At 66.8% G+C, this 16,957-nt stretch carries 16 protein-coding genes and 2 pseudogenes; 13 read left to right on the forward strand and 5 right to left on the reverse strand.

The features are described 5' to 3' along the window. The first annotated feature begins 70 nt into the window (after positions 1–70). Positions 71–1,129, forward strand: coding sequence for an ABC transporter ATP-binding protein (locus tag LFL96_RS21555; RefSeq protein ID WP_281002737.1), 1,059 nt, complete (start codon positions 71–73; stop codon positions 1,127–1,129). On the opposite strand, the gene LFL96_RS21560 is transcribed toward LFL96_RS21555, so the two are convergent. Beyond that, positions 1,114–2,010 (reverse strand): LysR family transcriptional regulator, encoded by an 897-nt coding sequence (locus tag LFL96_RS21560; protein ID WP_281002738.1) that lies wholly within the window; start codon positions 2,008–2,010, stop codon positions 1,114–1,116. The two genes, LFL96_RS21555 and LFL96_RS21560, sit on opposite strands and share 16 nt — an antisense overlap. Before the next feature lie 115 nt (positions 2,011–2,125). On the opposite strand from LFL96_RS21560, the gene LFL96_RS21565 reads away from it, so the two are divergent. Continuing rightward, the gene (locus tag LFL96_RS21565; RefSeq protein WP_281003825.1) at positions 2,126–3,046 is read left to right on the forward strand and encodes a DMT family transporter; all 921 of its coding nucleotides are present in this window, start codon (positions 2,126–2,128) and stop codon (positions 3,044–3,046) included. Between the two features lie 82 nt (positions 3,047–3,128). Here the strand turns inward: LFL96_RS21565 and LFL96_RS21570 are convergent, their stop codons facing one another. Next, positions 3,129–4,427 (reverse strand): MFS transporter, encoded by a 1,299-nt coding sequence (locus LFL96_RS21570; protein WP_281003826.1) that lies wholly within the window; start codon positions 4,425–4,427, stop codon positions 3,129–3,131. 157 nt (positions 4,428–4,584) lie between these two features. On the opposite strand from LFL96_RS21570, the gene LFL96_RS21575 reads away from it, so the two are divergent. The 9 genes and pseudogenes from LFL96_RS21575 to mdcH all read left to right on the forward strand — a co-directional run bounded on the left by LFL96_RS21575 (position 4,585) and on the right by mdcH (position 12,017). Beyond that, positions 4,585–5,361 carry a GntR family transcriptional regulator gene (locus LFL96_RS21575; RefSeq protein WP_281003827.1) on the forward strand — a complete coding sequence of 259 codons (777 nt, stop codon included), beginning with the start codon at positions 4,585–4,587 and terminating at the stop codon, positions 5,359–5,361. An 8-nt stretch (positions 5,362–5,369) separates the two neighbouring features. Then, a complete protein-coding gene (mdcA, locus tag LFL96_RS21580) occupies positions 5,370–7,052 on the forward strand; it encodes a malonate decarboxylase subunit alpha (protein ID WP_281002739.1) in 1,683 nt (560 codons plus the stop codon). Between the two features lie 2 nt (positions 7,053–7,054). After that, positions 7,055–8,113, forward strand: coding sequence for a triphosphoribosyl-dephospho-CoA synthase (locus tag LFL96_RS21585; RefSeq protein WP_281002740.1), 1,059 nt, complete (start codon positions 7,055–7,057; stop codon positions 8,111–8,113). After that, positions 8,101–8,211, forward strand: a pseudogene (locus LFL96_RS21590) (malonate decarboxylase acyl carrier protein); the annotation flags it as partial. The gene LFL96_RS21585 and the pseudogene LFL96_RS21590, both read left to right, overlap by 13 nt. A gap of 162 nt (positions 8,212–8,373) precedes the next feature. Next, positions 8,374–8,568: pseudogene (locus LFL96_RS21595) on the forward strand (malonate decarboxylase acyl carrier protein); the annotation flags it as partial. Next, positions 8,565–9,449 (forward strand): biotin-independent malonate decarboxylase subunit beta, encoded by an 885-nt coding sequence (locus LFL96_RS21600; RefSeq protein WP_281002741.1) that lies wholly within the window; start codon positions 8,565–8,567, stop codon positions 9,447–9,449. The pseudogene LFL96_RS21595 and the gene LFL96_RS21600, both read left to right, overlap by 4 nt. Continuing rightward, positions 9,446–10,372, forward strand: coding sequence for a biotin-independent malonate decarboxylase subunit gamma (mdcE, locus tag LFL96_RS21605; protein ID WP_281002742.1), 927 nt, complete (start codon positions 9,446–9,448; stop codon positions 10,370–10,372). Before LFL96_RS21600 ends, mdcE begins: the two co-directional genes overlap by 4 nt. After that, positions 10,372–11,085, forward strand: a complete 714-nt coding sequence (locus LFL96_RS21610; RefSeq protein WP_281003828.1) for a malonate decarboxylase holo-ACP synthase — start codon at positions 10,372–10,374, stop codon at positions 11,083–11,085. Before mdcE ends, LFL96_RS21610 begins: the two co-directional genes overlap by 1 nt. Next, a complete protein-coding gene (gene mdcH, locus LFL96_RS21615; protein WP_281002743.1) occupies positions 11,085–12,017 on the forward strand; it encodes a malonate decarboxylase subunit epsilon in 933 nt (310 codons plus the stop codon). Before LFL96_RS21610 ends, mdcH begins: the two co-directional genes overlap by 1 nt. Positions 12,018–12,147: 130 nt before the next feature. Here mdcH and LFL96_RS21620 read toward each other — a convergent pair whose 3' ends face one another. Further along, the gene (locus LFL96_RS21620; protein WP_281002744.1) at positions 12,148–12,747 is read right to left on the reverse strand and encodes an alpha-ketoglutarate-dependent dioxygenase AlkB; all 600 of its coding nucleotides are present in this window, start codon (positions 12,745–12,747) and stop codon (positions 12,148–12,150) included. A gap of 212 nt (positions 12,748–12,959) precedes the next feature. On the opposite strand from LFL96_RS21620, the gene LFL96_RS21625 reads away from it, so the two are divergent. Continuing rightward, on the forward strand, positions 12,960–13,544 hold the full coding sequence (locus LFL96_RS21625; RefSeq protein WP_281002745.1) for a malonic semialdehyde reductase: 585 nt from the start codon (positions 12,960–12,962) through the stop codon (positions 13,542–13,544). A gap of 167 nt (positions 13,545–13,711) precedes the next feature. Here LFL96_RS21625 and LFL96_RS21630 read toward each other — a convergent pair whose 3' ends face one another. Next, positions 13,712–14,041, reverse strand: a complete 330-nt coding sequence (locus LFL96_RS21630) for a hypothetical protein (protein ID WP_281002746.1) — start codon at positions 14,039–14,041, stop codon at positions 13,712–13,714. A gap of 558 nt (positions 14,042–14,599) precedes the next feature. Here LFL96_RS21630 and LFL96_RS21635 point away from each other — a divergent pair. Continuing rightward, entirely contained in the window at positions 14,600–15,763 is a 1,164-nt protein-coding gene (locus LFL96_RS21635) for a metallophosphoesterase (protein WP_281002747.1), read from the forward strand. A gap of 44 nt (positions 15,764–15,807) precedes the next feature. Here the strand turns inward: LFL96_RS21635 and LFL96_RS21640 are convergent, their stop codons facing one another. Next, on the reverse strand, positions 15,808–16,344 hold the full coding sequence (locus LFL96_RS21640; RefSeq protein ID WP_281002748.1) for a hypothetical protein: 537 nt from the start codon (positions 16,342–16,344) through the stop codon (positions 15,808–15,810). Positions 16,345–16,957 lie beyond the last annotated feature (613 nt).

Raw genomic sequence — 16,957 nt, forward strand, 5'->3', positions numbered from 1 at the left:
GCCGCCTGCATGCTGCCCTGCGCCCTGCCCCGTACCCTGCCCGACATCAAGCTTTAATCATCGGATTTTCATGAGCGAACTTCGTATCCGCGGACTGCAAAAATCGTTCGACGGCCAACCCGTGCTGCACGGCATCGATCTCTCGGTCGAGCGCGGCACCCTGCTCGCGCTGCTCGGGCCTTCGGGCAGCGGCAAGACCACACTGCTGCGTCTGCTGTGCGGCTTCGAACGCGCGGATGGCGGTAGCGTCGAGATCGACGGCCGCAGCGTGGTCGGCGACAACCTGCACGTGCCGTCCGAACAGCGCCGCATCGGCTATGTGCCGCAGGAAGGCGCGCTGTTTCCGCATCTGTCGGTGGCGGACAACATCGTGTTCGGTCTGCCGCGCACGCAACGGCGCGCCCGGCATCGGGTGGCGGAATTGCTGGAGCTGGTCGGCTTGCCGGCCGAGTTCGCCACGCGCGCGCCGCAGCAGTTGTCGGGCGGCCAGCAGCAGCGCGTCGCGCTGGCGCGGGCGCTCGCGCCAGCGCCCACGCTGGTGATGCTCGACGAACCGTTTTCATCGCTCGATGCCGCGTTGCGGCTCGAAACGCGGCAAGCGGTGGCCAGCGCGCTGGTCGCGACCGGCGCGACCGCGGTGCTGGTCACGCACGATCAATCCGAGGCCTTGTCGCTCGGTCATGAGGTCGCGGTGCTGTGGAACGGCCGGCTGATCCAGACCGACACGCCGCAGACCTTGTACCGGCGGCCGGTGACGCGCGAGCTGGCCTCGTTCGTCGGCGAGGCGGTGTTGCTGCCGGGCACGGTCACGCAGGACCGCGTGAATTGCGAGCTGGGCGATCTGCCGCTGTCCACGCCGATCGGCCAGGGCGCCGTCGACGTGATGCTGCGGCCCGAACAGATCCGCCTGTTCCGCGACGAAGACCGGTTGCTCAACGACACGAAGGCGTACGACGCGATCGTCACCAGCGTGATCTTCCAGGGGCAGGACGCGGGCGTCGCCTTGCAGATGCAGTCCGGTACGGGCACCGTGGTGCGCGCGCGCGTGCCGGGTTATCTGTCGCCGCAGCCGGGCGAACGCGTGCGGCTCTCGGTGGACGGCGAAGTGACGGCTTATCCGCGCGGCTGAAATTGCGCTTGAGACTGCGGCTGCGGCCGCACCGACAGATCCTGCATCATCTGCGCGGCCAGATAATCGCAGGTCGGCCGGTCCGATTTCGCGCTGCGCGCCACCACGATCTCCAGCGGCGCGATCTTCGGCAAGCCCTGCGCTTCGCCGAGAATCGCGAGCCGCGACGGCACGCTGCAACGGGTCAGCGCGACCACTGATAAGCCCGCATCCACCGTCGCCACCAGCCCCATCAGACTCGCGCTGCTGAACGCGGCCCGATAGCGGATGCGCGCGCCATCGAGCGCGGCGAGCGTGTGCTGACGCGCGACGCAGCCCGGCTCGTACAAGCCCACCGGCAGCGGCGAGGCCGCCAGCACCGGCGTATCCTCCGACGCCCCCACCCACACCATCGGCTCGCTGCGCACGAATTCGCCGCGCAGTTTGCGGTCGCGCGTGACGAACGCGAGATCGATCTTGTTGTCCGCCAGCATCGGCGCGAGCGACGTGCTCTGCGCGCAGACGATCTCGATCTCCACATGCGGATACAGATTCGAAAAGCGCCGCAACACCGGCGAGAGCAACGACGACACATAGTCGTCCGGCGCGCCGAGCACCACGCGCCCGGTCACTTCCGGCCGCACGATCGCCGACCACGCTTCCTCGTGCAAGGCCAGCACGCGGCGCGCGTATTCGAGCAGCGTATTGCCGGGGCGCGTCAGCGACAGGTTGCGCGTGTTGCGCGCGAACAGCGTGGTGCCGAGCATGGTTTCGAGCCGCTTGATCTGCATGCTGACCGCCGCCTGCGAACGATGCACGGTCGCCGCCGCCTTCGTGAAGCTGCCCGTTTCCACCACCGCGACGAAGCTGCGCAGTAAATCGACGTCGAACTCGGGGTGCATGATTTATCAATCCGGCTGATGGAATTGCTCAATTTAATTCGTTTGTGAAGGGCATGCAAGGCGCGCAATACTCGCAGGCATCGTTTCACGGGAGCCGTTTCACATGTCTCACAGCCTGTCCCTCACCTCGCGGCAACAAGGCGCCGTCACGCTGGCAGCCGGCGGCCTGCTGATGGGCACCATGGGCATCTTCGTCGAGGAAGCGCGGCTCGGCGCGCTCACGCTGGTGTTCTTCCGCTGCCTGTTCGGCTTCCTGTCGCTCGCCGCGTACTGCGCATGGAAAGGCTTCTTCACGCGCGCCCATTTCACGCGCCGCACGCTCGCGCTCGCATTGCTCTCGGGCGTGCTGATGGTCACGCAGTGGGTTGGTTTCTTCGACGCGATTCATCGCACCAGCATCGCGGTGGCGACCGTGGTGTTCCACGTGCAGCCGTTCTGGGTCGTGCTGATGGGCGCGGCGCTGTTCAACGAGCGGCTCGGCATCGACCGGCTCGGATGGATCGCGACGGCGTTCGTGGGTCTCGTGCTCGCGTCGGGCGTCGCGGCCGTCGCGAATCTGCAGGGTCACACGAGCTATCTGATCGGGATCGGCGAGGCGCTCGCCGGCTCGGTGCTGTATGCGTGCGTGACGCTGATCGCCAAGGGGCTCGGCGAGTTGCGGCCGCATCTGCTGACGCTCGCGCAGTGCGCGGTCGGCGTGCTGTGCCTGCCGTTCATCGCGCCGCTGACCGCCGTGCATATCGGTCCGGCGCAATGGTTCTGGCTGGTGGGCATGGGCGTGCTGCACACGGGGCTGTCGTACGTGCTGATCTATGGCGCGCTGCCCAAGCTGACCACGCCGGTCATCGCGGTGCTGCTGTTCGTCTATCCGCTGACCGCGATCGTCGTCGATGCGGTGGTGTACGGGCGAGCGCTGTCGCTGCCGCAATGCATCGGGATGGCGTTGATCGTCGTCGCGAGTCTGGGGGTGAATCTGGGCTGGCCGTTGCTGTCGTTGATGCGGCCGGGCGGCCGCGTGCGGCGTCACGCGAAATGAATCGATCGCGCGATCGCGCGACTGCACGATTGCGCGATCGCGTGCTGGACCGGACGCACGGCGTCCGGTCTGAAAACCGCCGTTACTGCGGCAACACTTCTCCCTTCGTTTCCGGCGCGAACGGAATCACGAACAGACCGATCACGAACGCGAGCGCCGTCAACGCGACCGGCACGCCGAGCGTGTGCATATGCAGCACGGCCGCGCCGAGAAGAAAGTTGACGCCCGCGCCGACGAAGCGCCCGAACGACGTGCAGAACGCGAACGCCGTCGCGCGGACGCGGGTTTCGAACTGCTCCGGCAACCACAGGCTGAACAGCGCGAAATTGCCGCCGAAGAACCCCAGCACGAACAGCCACGCGATAAACGGCGCGAGCCCGTTCGGCAGATAGAACGCCCAGCCGAAACTGCCGACGATCGCCACCGCCATCCCCGCGAAATAGATCGCCAGCGTCTTCTTGCGGCCGATGCGTTCCGCGAGCGGCGGCAATGCAAGACAGCCGAGAATCGTCGCGATCGACAGCAAACCGGTAGCGAGCGACGCGGTCCGGATCGCATCGTTCTTCGCCATGCCCGCCTTGGTGGCCAGCTGAATCACCGCCGACGGTTCATACACCGCGCCCGCCCACAGGCCGATGATCGCGATCGTCAGCAGAATGCACGCCACCCACGTGCGGCGCCGGTACGCCGGCCCCATGATTTCGCGCAGCGGTTTCGCGCGCGCGGCGCCCGCCTCGGCCTTCTGCCACTTGTCCGTTTCCTTCACGCGCAGCAGCACCAGAATCGCGACCACCACCGGCACCGCGCCGGTCAGGAACATCGCGCGCCAGCCGAAGTGCACGCCGACCGTGTAGTTCAGCGCGGCGGCGAGAAAGAAGCCCGCGTAGTAGCCCGTCTGCAGATAGCCGGCGCCCATCTTGCGGCGATCCTCCGGCCACGACTCGGCCACGTAGGTGCCCGCCAGCGCCCATTCGCCGCCGATCCCCACGCCCGCGATGAAGCGGTAGATGCCCAGCTCCCACACGTTATGCGAGGTCGCCGCGAGGCCCGTGAAGATCGCGAACGTGAAGATCGTGCCGGCCAGCACCTTGGTGCGGCCGAAGCGATCGGCGAGCGGCCCCCAGATGAACGACAGCCCCCAGCCGACTAGAAATAGCGCGAACAGGATCGACCCGGCCAGCCCGACGTTCGCCGGCGTGGCCGCGTAACCGGAACGCGGCAGCAACTCGGTCAACGCGGGCGTCAACACCAGCGCGTAGATGAACGAGTCCATGCCGTCGAGCGTCCAGCCTGCCCAGGCGCCCCAGAATCCCGCGATCTGCGAACCATTGAGCGGCGTGCGATGCCGCGCGGCCGACGCGCGGTCGGTTAGTGAATTCATCATGCTCCTCCGGCCCTACGGTTGAGGTGTGGATCTGCGTGTTGAGCTGCGTGTCGATATGCGAGTTGGTCTGAACTGCCGACGCATTCGCGGGAAGAAAAACTTTCCGGGTTTGCCCGCCTATAAAAGCGCATTTTTATATATAATATTCAATCTTATGAGCGACGCAATAGATGGTTTTCCCCTGGACAGCCCGCCGCGCAGCCCGCTTTTACCAGCCGCCGCGCCGCGCGAGAGCACGTCCCGAGTGATCGCGGAGGCGCTGCGCGCGGCGATCGTCGACGGTACGCTGGCGCCTGGCGCGCCACTGCGGCAGGACGCGATCGCCCGGCATTTCTCGGTCAGCGCGATTCCGGTGCGCGAGGCCTTGCGCCTGCTGGAAACCGAAGGCTGGGCGAGAGCCGCCGTGCACAAGGGCGCGACCGTCGCGCCGCTGTCGGCGGACGAGGCGCGCGAGATCTACGAGATCCGTTCGGCGCTGGAGAGTCTCGCCATCGGCCTCGCGATTCCGAATCACACCGCCGCCACGCTGCGCGAATCCGCCAGCCTGTGCCGCGCGGCCGAACGCGAGCCGGACCCGTCTCAATACGTGGCGCGCAATGTCGCGTTCCACATGAGCCTGTACGCGCCCGCCGCCCGTCCGCAGCTCGAGGACATGATCAGCGTGCTGCACCGGCGTGGCGAACGCTATCTGCGGCTCAAGTTCGGCTTGCCCTCGTACAAGGGCGAGTCGGACAATGAGCACGCCGCCCTGCTCGACGCCGTGCAGCGCCGCGACATTCCGGCCGCCCAGGCGCAGGTCGTCGCGCATCTGCTCGGCACCGGCGATCTGCTGCACCGTTTTCTGACCGAACGCGCGCAGGCCGAAGCCGCGCTCGCGAACCGACCCAAGCCGCGCGGCAGACGCCCGCGACTCACCACCACCGGGAGTTGACCGAGCCGATGAACCGCTCCGCCGAAACCGCCGCGTCCGCTGCCGCGCTGGCGCCTGCCGCGCGCTCGTGGACCACGCGCCGCGACGAAAAGAACCGCCGCCTCGCGGCCGTCGCGCCCTGGCTCGAAGACGGCGTGCTGCCGTCCCACCGCATCGTCGAAGCGCTCGAAACGCTGATCCAGCCCGGCGACCGCGTCGCGCTGGAAGGCGACAACCAGAAGCAGGCCGACTTCCTGTCGCGCTCGTTCGCGCAGGTCGATCCCGGCAAGATTCACGACGTGCATCTGCTGATTTCGAGCATCGGGCGGCCCGAGCATCTGACGCTGTTCGAGCGCGGCATCGCGCACAAGGTCGACTTCTCGTTCGCCGGACCGCAGAGCTTGCGGGTCGCGCAACTGCTCGAAGACGGTCAGCTCGAAATCGGCGCGATCTACACGTACGTCGAGCTGTACGCGCGCATGTTCGTCGACCTGACGCCGCACGTCGCGCTGCTGTGCGCGGAAAAGGCCGACCGGCACGGCAATCTGTACACCGGCCCGAATACCGAGGACACGCCCACCATCGCCGAGGCGGCCGCGTTCCGGCACGGCATCGTGATCGTGCAGGTCAACGAGATCGTCGACGAACTGCCGCGCGTCGACATTCCCGGCTCGTGGGTCGACGTGGTCGTGCAGGCGGACCGGCCGTTCGCCGTCGAGCCGCTGTTCACGCGCGATCCGCGCCATATCGGCGACCTCCAGGTGCTCACCGCGATGATGGTGATACGCGGCATCTACGAGCCGTACGGCGTGACCTCGCTGAATCACGGCATCGGCTTCGACACCGCCGCGATCGAACTGCTGCTGCCCACGTATGGCGAAGCGCTCGGCCTGAAGGGCAAGATCTGCCGCAACTGGACGCTCAATCCGCACCCCACCATGATTCCGGCGATCGAATCGGGCTGGGTCGACAGCATCCATTGCTTCGGCAGCGAGGTCGGCATGGAGGCGTACATCGAGGCGCGGCCCGACGTGTTCTTCACCGGCAACGACGGCAGCCTGCGCTCGAACCGCGTGCTGTGCCAGCTCGCGGGGCAATACGGGGTCGATCTGTTCATCGGCTCGACCTTGCAGATCGACGCGGACGCGAATTCGTCGACCGTCACGCGCGGGCGCCTGGCCGGCTTCGGCGGCGCGCCGAACATGGGTCACGATCCGCGCGGCCGGCGCCATTCGAGCGCGGCGTGGCTCAAGCTGCTGCGCGATCAGGGGCCGGTGTCGCGCGGCCAGAAGCTCGTCGTGCAGATGGCCGAGACGTACAAGAAAGGCGGCGAGCCGACCTTCGTCGATGAACTCGACGCGGTCGCGGTCGGCGCGAAAAGCGGCATGCCGATCGCGCCGGTGATGATCTATGGCGACGACGTCAGCCACGTGGTGACGGAGGAAGGCATCGCGCATCTGCACAAGGCCGAGGGCATCGACGAGCGGCGCGCGGCGATTGCCGCCGTGGCCGGCGTGACGCCGATCGGGTTGCGCGCGAAGCCGGAAAAGACCGCGGAGTTGCGGCGCCGCGGGATCGTCGCGTATCCGGAAGATCTCGGCATCCGGCGCGGCGAAGCGAAACGTTCGTTGCTGGCGGCGCGCAGCATCGACGATCTGGTGACGTGGTCGGGCGGCCTGTATGCGCCGCCGGCGCGCTTCAGGAGCTGGTAGCCATGGCGGCGGCCCGGTCTTTGTTGCGCGACGGGAGGATTGACGCGCGGGTGGCGGATCGCAACGTCGGCACTCCACTTTCCGATGCGCAACTCGCGCATTGCGCCGTCACCGCGTTGATCGACGAGGCGCGGCTCACGCCCAAACCCGCGCTGGTCGATCAGCGCGGCAGCGGCGCGCATCGCGACCTCGACCTCGACCTCATGCTGCGCTCGGCGCACGCGCTTGAACCGACCTTCGCGGCGCTCGCGCGCGCGGCGCGGCGGCGCGGCGAGCCGTCGGCTTTATTGCGCACGGAACTCGCGCAGATCGGCCGCAACGGCGAGCAGGACATGCTGCGCGCGACCGGTGGTAGCAATGCGCATCGCGGCGCGATCTGGATCGTCGGGTTGCTGGTTGCAGGCGCAACGATCAGCGGAAGCGATCGTTGCGACGCAGGTCGTGAAAGTGGCTGCGGCGACGGCAGCACCGGCGATGCCGGTGCTGCTAGTCGCGCTGCTGTCAACGAAAGCAACGGCAAGAACGCCCACACACAGATGCAGCAGCCGCGCCACCTCGCGCGAATCTGCACCCGCGCCGCGCAAATCGCCTGCTTCCCCGACCGCTTCGCAGCGCCGTCCGGTAGTTACGATAGTCACGGCGAACGCGCGCGCCAGCGCTATCACGTCGGCGGCGCGCGCCGCGAAGCGCAGGACGGCTTTCCGCACGTGATCGACGTCGGTCTGCCCGCGCTCGTCGCGGCGCGCGCACGCGGCGTCGACGAAAACGCCGCGCGCCTCGATGCGCTGCTCGCCATCATGGCCTCGCTCGACGACACCTGCCTGCTGCATCGTGCAGGTCTCGCGGGTTTGCACGCCGGTCAGCAAGGCGCGCAACGCGTGCTGGCCGCCGGCGGCAGTTCGACGGCCGTGGGCCGCGCCGCGCTCGCCGCGCTCGACCACACGCTGCTGACGCTCAACGCATCGCCCGGCGGCGCGGCGGATCTGCTCGCCGCCACCCTCTTTCTCGACATGCTGGCGCCTCGCGACGCCGGCCGGAGCCTCGACTCATGGAACATCTGACCTTCGACTATCCGGCGCGCCGCGCCGTCACCTATCGCGCGCACGTCGGCGTGGTGGGATCGGGCGATCTGGAAGTGCTGCTGTCGCCTGCCGATTCCGGCGGCGGTAACCAAAGCGCTCAATTTGCTCACGGCGGCCACGGCGCTGATGGCGCTGATGGCGCTGATGGTGCTCAAGACGCCCAGGCGACGTCCGGCCACAACAGCGCGCATGACACAAGCGACACGACCGGCACGCATGGCGCTACCGGCAGCCGTGGCCTGAGCGCGCACGTCGTGGTGCGCACCAGCGTCGACGGCTACAGCCACATCTGGAAGAGCGTGCTCGACCGCTTCTTCACGCGCTACGACGGCGCCGCGCGAATCGAGATCAACGACTTCGGCGCGACGCCCGGCGTGGTCGCGCTGCGCCTCGCCGAAGCCGTCGAGGCCGCCGAGGAAGGAGACGCCGCATGAGCCCGCGTGCGAGCGCCCAGCCCGCGCCGTTGCTGCGCGAGAGCTTCATCGAATTGCCGGCGCGCGAACGCGCGCGCTCGCTGCTGGATGCCGGCAGCTTCCGCGAACTGCTCGGCCCGTTCGATCGCATCGAATCGCCGTGGCTGCCGCTGCAAGGCGTCGTCTGCCAGGCCGACGACGGTTGCGTGATCGCGCGCGGCACCATCGACGGCGAGGCCGCCGTGGTCGCCGCGATCGAACCGGCGTTCCAGGGCGGCAGCATCGGCGAGGTATCGGGCAGCAAGATCGCCGCCGCGCTCGAACTCGCGTTGCGGGACTGCGAACGCGGCCGGATCGTGCGCCCCGTCGTGCTGTTCGAGACCGGCGGCGTGCGGCTGCAGGAAGCCAATCTCGGGCTCGCGGTGATCGCCGAGATGCAGGCCGCGATCGTCGCGTTGCGCCAATACGTGCCCGTGGTCGGCGTGATCGCGGGCATGGTCGGCTGTTTCGGCGGTATGTCGCTGACGGCCTCGCTGTGCTCGTATCTGGTCATGACGCGGCAGGGACGGCTCGGCATGAACGGCCCCGAGGTGATCGAGCAGGAAGCCGGCATCGACGAACTCGACGCGAGCGACCGCCGCCGCGTGTGGCAGTTGATCGGCGGCGAACAACGCGCAGCGACCGCGCTCGCCGACCAGCTGGTCGACGACGATGCCGATGCGATCCGCGCCGCCGTGCACGCTGCGTTCGCTCGCGGCGTGCCGGCCGCGCATCGCAGCGAACAGGTGGAGGCGTTTCTGCAACGGCTCGCGCAGGTCGATCCCGCGAGCATCACGCCGGAAAGCATGCGCGAGATCTATCGTCGCGACGCCGCGAGCGATTCGCGCAAGGAGCAGGCATGAACGATACGACGCTTGGTTTTGCGGGTTCCAATGGCGCTGGCGGCGCTGGTGGTTCCGCTGGCTCGTCTAGTGCCGCTGTTGTCACTGGCGCCAAGGATTCGAACGATTCCGCGACCCCGCCGAGCCGCGGCGCGCGCTGGTTCGAAGCGCTGACCGGCGCATCGTCGACCCCGGCGCCCGTGTGGAGTGGCGACGCGTCGCTCGTCGGCGAGACCGCGCGCTTCATCGCCGTCGTGCCCGACCCCGCGAACCGCTTCCCGCGCGCGACGGATAACGTCGTCGGGCTCGAACAAGGCTGGCTGCTTGCGCGCGCCGTACGCGACGCGATCGCGCAGGACCAGGCGAGCGGCACGCGCCGCCCGATCGTCGCGATCGTCGACGTGAAAAGCCAGGCGTACGGCTATCGCGAAGAGATGCTCGGCATTCACCTCGCCTGCGCAGCGGCCGTCAATGCCTATGCATCGGCACGCGATGCAGGCCACCCGGTGGTCGCGCTGATCGTCGGACCGGCGATGTCCGGCGCGTTCCTCGCGCACGGTTATCAAGCCAACCGCATCGTCGCGCTCGACGCGCCCGGCACGATGGTGCACGCAATGGGCAAGGAAGCCGCCGCGCGCGTCACGCGCCGCACGGTCGAAGCGCTCGACGCGCTCGGCGAAACCATCGTGCCGATGTCGTACACGATGGCGTCGTTCGCGAAGCTCGGCCTGCTCGACCAGTTGATCGACGGCGTCGATGCCGACGCGCCGGATGCGGCGCAGATCGAACACGTGCGCGAGGTCCTGAGCGAACAGATCCGCAGTGCCCGCGACGATCGCAGCCGCGGCTTGTCGCATCGGCTGGAATCGCCGCAGGCGCGCGAGAACCGCGCGGCATCGATCGAAGTGCGCCGGCGCCTCGCCGAACAATGGGACGCCGAGTGATGCCGGTCTGCGCCGCGCCGCCGTTTGCCGCCGATCAGGCACGAACGCCGTCGTGCAATGTAGGGTGGCGCGCGCACGATTTGTTGCGTCTGCATCGATTGGCGCTTTTCGATGGAGAACCCGAGTGGGTTCGCGAAGCATTCGACCGCGCGCCGATGGCGGTCGTGAGGCGCGCGCTGGTTGCCGAAAGCTTTGTCGCGATCGGTGTGCGCGGGACGGAGCGCTCGCAGCGGTATGGCACGTGGGCACGATGCACGGACATCGACGCGTCGGTGTCGCCGGAAGCGCTCGTCGAATGCGCGTCGTCCATGCCGAACGCGCGCGCCGTGCTGCCGCCATTCAGCGCGCTGGCCTCGTTGCGACGCGACGCGACCGGCCCATTGCATGACTTTGCATGGGGGCCGGCAGGCAGCGCGGGATTCGAACTGGCAACGCAGGTCCCCACGGTGAGCGCGTCGAGCGATCTGGATCTGCTGATCCGCACGCCGGATGCGCTCGATCGAGACCACGCGCGTGCGTTACTGGCGCAGTTACAGACGCATGCCGACGGCGCCGGGATTCGCGTGGATGCGCAACTCGACACGCCTTCCGGCGGGGTCGCGCTGGCCGAATGGGCGGCGGGCAAATCGCGCGTGATGGTCCGCCACGCGAGCGGGCCGCGCCTGATCGCCGACCCGTGGGCCACCATCGATCATCACGAGGACGTCATCTGATGCTGGCATTGATCTTCCCTGGTCAGGGCGCGCAGAGCGAGGGATTCCTGCACCGGCTACCGACGCATCGCGCGGTGCGCGACACGCTCGACGAAGCCTCGCACGTGCTCGGCATCGACGTGCTGACGCTCGACACGCCGGCCGCATTACGCTCGACCGTCGCCGTGCAGACCAGCTTGACGACGGCGGGCGTGGCCCTCACGCGTGCGCTGGCCGCCGAAGGCCTCGCGCCGGCAATCAGCGCGGGCCTGTCGGTCGGCGCGTATCCGGCGGCCGTGAGTTGCGGCGCGCTGCATTTCGGCGACGCGCTGAAGATGGTGAAGCGACGCGCCGAACTGATGGAAACGGCGTATCCGTCGGGCTATGGTCTCGCGGCCATCGCCGGCTTGACCGAGCATGAACTCGAAGCGCTCGCCGCGCGGCACGCGGCGGAAGAACGTCAGCAGGTCTATGTGGGCAACGTGAACGCGCCACGGCAGATCGTCATGGCGGGCACGAACGACGCGCTGGATCGCTTCATCGAACGCGCGCTCGCCGCCGGCGCGCGCAAGGCGACGCGCCTCGCGGTGAGCGTGCCGTCGCATTGCGAACTGCTGGCGCACGCAACGGCTGACCTTCTCGCGTACGCGAAAGCCGTGCCGTTCTTTGCCCCGCAGAGCACGTACGTGGGCAATCGCGGCGCGCGCCCGCTGCATACCGCGGAGGCCGTTCGCGACGATCTCGCCACCAACATGCGCTACACCGTGCGCTGGTTCGACGCGCTCACCGTGATGCACGAAATGGGCGCCCGCGTGCTGATCGAAGCGCCGCCGGGGCAGGTGTTGACGGATATCGTGCGCGAGTACTTTCCGGATAGCGCCGCGCTCGCGGCCGGGGGCTTCGAGTTCGATCGGCTGGTGGCGACCGCGCGGCGGCGGTTGACGCCCGGTTGACGGGATCGATGGGCCTGGCGCGGTTGATGACCGCGCGTGTGCGCTGCGTTCGTTATTGCTTTTGTACGCCTGCGGCTTTTCACGACTCACTCAGTTGACTCACTTAATTTGCCGCGCCTTTTTTGTGCGTTTATCGCGCCGTCACCCACCGAAACGTCAGATTGATCCGCTCGCCCATCACACGCGGTTCCTTCGGCACGCGATGCCGCCATGACGTCTGCGTGTCGCCCTTCATCACGAGCAGGCTGCCGCCCTTCAACGAAAACGACTGCACGACGCCCGTTTTGTTGTGCCGCAAATCGAAACGACGTGCGACGCCCAGGCTCACCGACGCGATCACGGGCCGCGCGCCGAGCTCGGGCTCGCGGTCCGCATGCCAGCCCATGCTGTCGGTGCCGCTGCGATACCGGTTCAGCAGCACGCTGTTAAAACGCGCGCCGCAAACGGCTTCGACCGCGTCCCTCAATGCCGCGACCGTCGGCGTCCATGGCTGCGGCACGTTGCGAATCCCCGAGTACACGTAGACGGCGTCGGGCTCGCCTTGCCACGCGGTCAGCCGGGGCAAGGGCACGCGACCGGCCGGCGTGCCCATCTCGTCCTGCCGCCAGGCGACTTCGTCGACCAGTTGCATCGACATTCGCACGGCATCCGTGGGTGCAAGCCACTCGGGATACCAGTCGACGTCGGGCGCCGGTAACCCGTCGGGCGAACCCGCGAAAAGATCTTTCATGAACACACCTGAATGCAAACACAAGAGCGACGAGAGCGCAAAGCCGATGGTCGGCGCGCGAATCGAAACGTTCGGCGCGACAGGCAAGCTTCGCTATTATGGCGGCACTCGGGATACGGCCGACGCCCGCCGCTTGCGCTTTCATCCACGCGTCTCGCGGCGGGCGGCTCACCCTCGCTTTCGGATTTCTCGACCTTCAAAGGACACATACCATGACGCTTTCCGACCAGGCACTCGATCAACTCTTCCGCGAAGCGCGCACCCATAACGGCTGGCAAGCCAAACCGGTCGACGACGCCCTGCTCCAGCAACTCGTCGAACTGGTCCTGCTCGGACCGACCTCGGCCAACTCGAGCCCCGGCCGCTTCGTCTTCGTCAAGACGCCGGAAGGCAAGGAAAAGCTGCGTCCGGCGCTGTCGGCGGGCAATCTGGAGAAGACGATGGCCGCGCCGGTCACGGTGATCATCGGGATGGACATGGCGTTCTACGAGCATCTGCCGAAACTGTTTCCGCACGTGGATGCGCGTAGCTGGTTCGCCGGCAACGACAAGTCGATCGCGGACACCGCTTTCCGCAATTCGACGCTGCAGGGCGGCTATCTGATTCTCGCCGCTCGCGCACTCGGCCTGGACACCGGCGCGATGTCCGGCTTCGACGCCGCCAAGGTCGACGAAGCGTTTTTCGCCGGCACGACGATCAAATCGAATTTCCTGATCAATCTCGGCTACGGCGATACGTCGAAACTGTTCCCGCGCAGCCCGCGTTTTGCCTTCGACGAAGCCGCGCGGATTGTTTGAGAAAGGTGATGGACGTCTGATGACGCGTGCCGTGCCGGCGCGTTGCGTTGCACGCGCGCGTTCGCAGGCTTCCGCGAAGATTTGCATTCGTGTGGCGCACGGGGCAAGTCAACCGCAGGCCGCGGCCGCGCGTCACACGAATCCGGCGTGGTGGTTGCAATAGCGGTTCAGGTGAAGAGCGCGACGTAAAACACCACGGCGCCGATCAACGCGCCGATGAAGCAGAAACCCTCGTCGGCTTCGTCGCCCGCTGAGCGCACCCATGCGCCGACCACGCCGAACAGTCCCGCGATACCCAGCGCCACGCACACCATGACGACATCGAAGAGCGCGCTCTTGCCTAGCTCCGAAAAGTCAAAGTCATGCACGCCGTAGTAGAGGCCGGCCGCCATCAGCGAGATGACGACGAGCGGCAGCATCACCCGCTTGCCTTCGCGCCCGACATGATGGGCGTGATGCCCGTGATGCAGTTCGGTGCCTGATCTAAGCAGTCTCATGATGCGCCTCCCGCTTCGCCCTGTTCCGGCGACGAGTCGAACCGCCGTATGGCCGCGTCTGTGCGCGCGGTCGCCGTGATACGAGGCGATTCATTTTCAGAATAGTCCACGCACGGACACAATTCAAAGCCCATTTAATTAGGTTGCCGAGACAAGCACATGGCGCAAATCGCGCCGCAAAAATGCGGCGGTGCGGTATGGGTTGGTGGCAACGTAGAGTTAGCTGCCGTACTCGCCGCAGTCGAAAATCTGGCGTCCGGCAAGGGAATACGCATGCCGGTAGAATGGTCCGGCTCGGTCGGCATAGCATTCCTTGCAAGCGTTGCCGAAGTCATGGCTGAACGGTGCGCCGCGTCGCTGCATCGCTTTTTAATCGCGGCTTCGCTAGCTTGCCGCCTTTGCTGCTTCGCTGCATTGCCGCGTCGGCTTCACTAACTTGCTGAACTGCTCAATCGCACCCTTGCTGAATCGCTGCTCCGTCGACTCGCGGTATTGTCGACTCGCTGAATCGCTGCGCGGCGCGCTATCCGCACCGCCCCTTCCCGCTTCCACATCCCTATGCGCCGCTCATCGTTTCTAGTCCGCATCATCCTGATTGGCATCCTGCTGCACATCTACGTCGGCTTGCGTCTGATTCCCGACATGCCGATCGACGCCGCCGGCCGCTGGCTCTGCGCGCTGTGGCTCGTACTGTCGATCTTCCTGATTCCGCTCGGCATGCTGGCCCGTACCATCAAGCGTCAACCGCTCGGCGACCGGCTCGCGTGGGTCGGTCTACTGGCGATGGGTTTCTTCTCCTCGCTGCTGGTGTTGACCTTCGCCCGCGACCTGATGCTCGCTTCGCTGCTGACCGTCGATGCCATCTGGCCCAACACGCTCGCTATCGCGCACTGGCGGACCGGCTCGGCGGCAGCCGTGCCGGCGCTGGCGTTGCTCTCGACGCTGGTCGGCCTGTTCAACGCCCGCCGCCGCGCGCGGGTCGTCACGATCGAAGTGCCGATCGACGATCTGCCGGCCGCACTCGACGGCTTCACGATCGTGCAGATCAGCGACATCCACGTCGGGCCGACGATCAAACGCCGCTACGTGGATGCGATCGTCGACGCGGTGAACCGCTTGAAGCCGGATCTGATCGCCGTGACCGGCGATGTCGTGGACGGCAGCGTGCCGCAATTGACCCGCCATACGCAGCCCTTGTCGCGACTCAGCGCACGCCATGGCGCGTTTCTCGTGACCGGCAATCACGAGTACTACGCCGGCGCGAACGCGTGGATCGACGAGTTCCGCCGGCTCGGCCTCAACGTGCTGCTCAACGAACACGTGATCGTGAATCACGACGGCGCGCGCGCGGTGATCGCCGGCGTGACCGACTACTCGGCGGGCCACCACGATCCGTCGCATCGCAGCGACCCGGTTGCGGCGCTGGCCGGCGCACCGGGCGACGTGCTGATCAAGGTGCTGCTCGCTCACCAGCCTCGTTCCGCCGAAGCCGCCGCTGCCGCGGGCTTCACGTTGCAGCTATCGGGTCATACGCACGGCGGTCAGTTCTTCCCGTGGAATTTCTTCGTCCGCTTCCAGCAGCCGTTCACCGCGGGCCTCGCCCGCCTGAACGGCTTGTGGGTGTACACCAGCCGCGGCACCGGCTACTGGGGGCCGCCGAAGCGTCTCGGCGCGCCGTCGGAAATCACCCGCCTGCGCCTCGTTCCGGGCGAGCCGGACTGAGCCGGCCCACGCCGACCGATAAGTTGGCGGAACCTACTACCGCGTTATTGCGCAGGCGCAACGGCCACATTCACCTGCTGCGCAAACGCCACCGACACGTGCATGCCCGTGTTCACGCCAGCGACCTTGGCCGGTTCGCGGCCCTGGATATGAAAGACCGAACCACTCGCGTCTTTCAGAACCATGACGCCGGATGCATGATCGACCGCCTGCACCTCGGCGTTGATCTGATGCAAGGTGTTCGGCTGCGCGCTGTGCGCACCGCCTGGTGCGCCTCCGCCCTGCGTGTCCGCGCCTCGCGTCACGCTGATCACCGCGTTGCGCACCATGCGGACATGCACCTTGCCGCCTTGCTTGATCTGCGCAAGATTCGCGGGATCGGTAATCGTGAACGACGCTTCGCCACCCTGCGCGTCCAGCACCGTCACCGAATGTTTCACCGGGTCGACCGATTTGACGAGGCCGTCCGCCTGCAGCGTGCTGCTGCCTTCGAAGGGCGCGGGCAAATCCGCGGCGAACGACACGAGCGGCGCGGTTGCGATCAAGGCGCCGGCGACGAGATTAATGACGATGGTTTTCATTTTTTCCTTCCATTGAACGAACGGCCGAATGACGGAACCGCCGCGAGTCAGAGTCAGAGACAAAGACAGAACGACCGGTGAGCGGACAATGCGTGCGGCCCGGCCGAAGCGCGACGCGTTCCGGCTTAGCCAGACAGTGTGTTTTTCAGGACGATTGCCGTCAACATTCGGAGTCCGTATAGATGCAAGGATCGCTCCGCATCAGTCGCCGAAACTTCCGAATTCACACGATGACTTTCGCCAGGCTTATGCGTCTTCGCTGCTTGACTTAACTTTGCAGAGCCGCCTAAAATTCGCCCAGTTCATTTACCCGGAATCACGATCTTGGACAGTAGCAGTTGTTGCCGCCGAGCTTCGATTTGCCCGATCGCCTGATCGGCAGGATTTCCGCGCCAGTCTCTTTCTGTCGCCGTCCTGCCCTTCGGCTGGACGGTGCACATCGTTAATTCCTCGTCGTTAATACCCTCGTACTACCCGCGAAGTGCCGTCGCGCTCGATGCTATGACGACACTTCCGCATTGCAGCGCCGCGCGCCTCGCTTGCGCGCGCTTCGTTACGCCTGGCCGCACCGCGTCGCCTAACATGGCGCTACGTGCTGCTGTCACGCGTCTGG

It is taken from the genome of Paraburkholderia sp. D15, from assembly GCF_029910215.1.
In the GTDB taxonomy this organism is placed as follows: Bacteria; Pseudomonadota; Gammaproteobacteria; order Burkholderiales; family Burkholderiaceae; genus Paraburkholderia.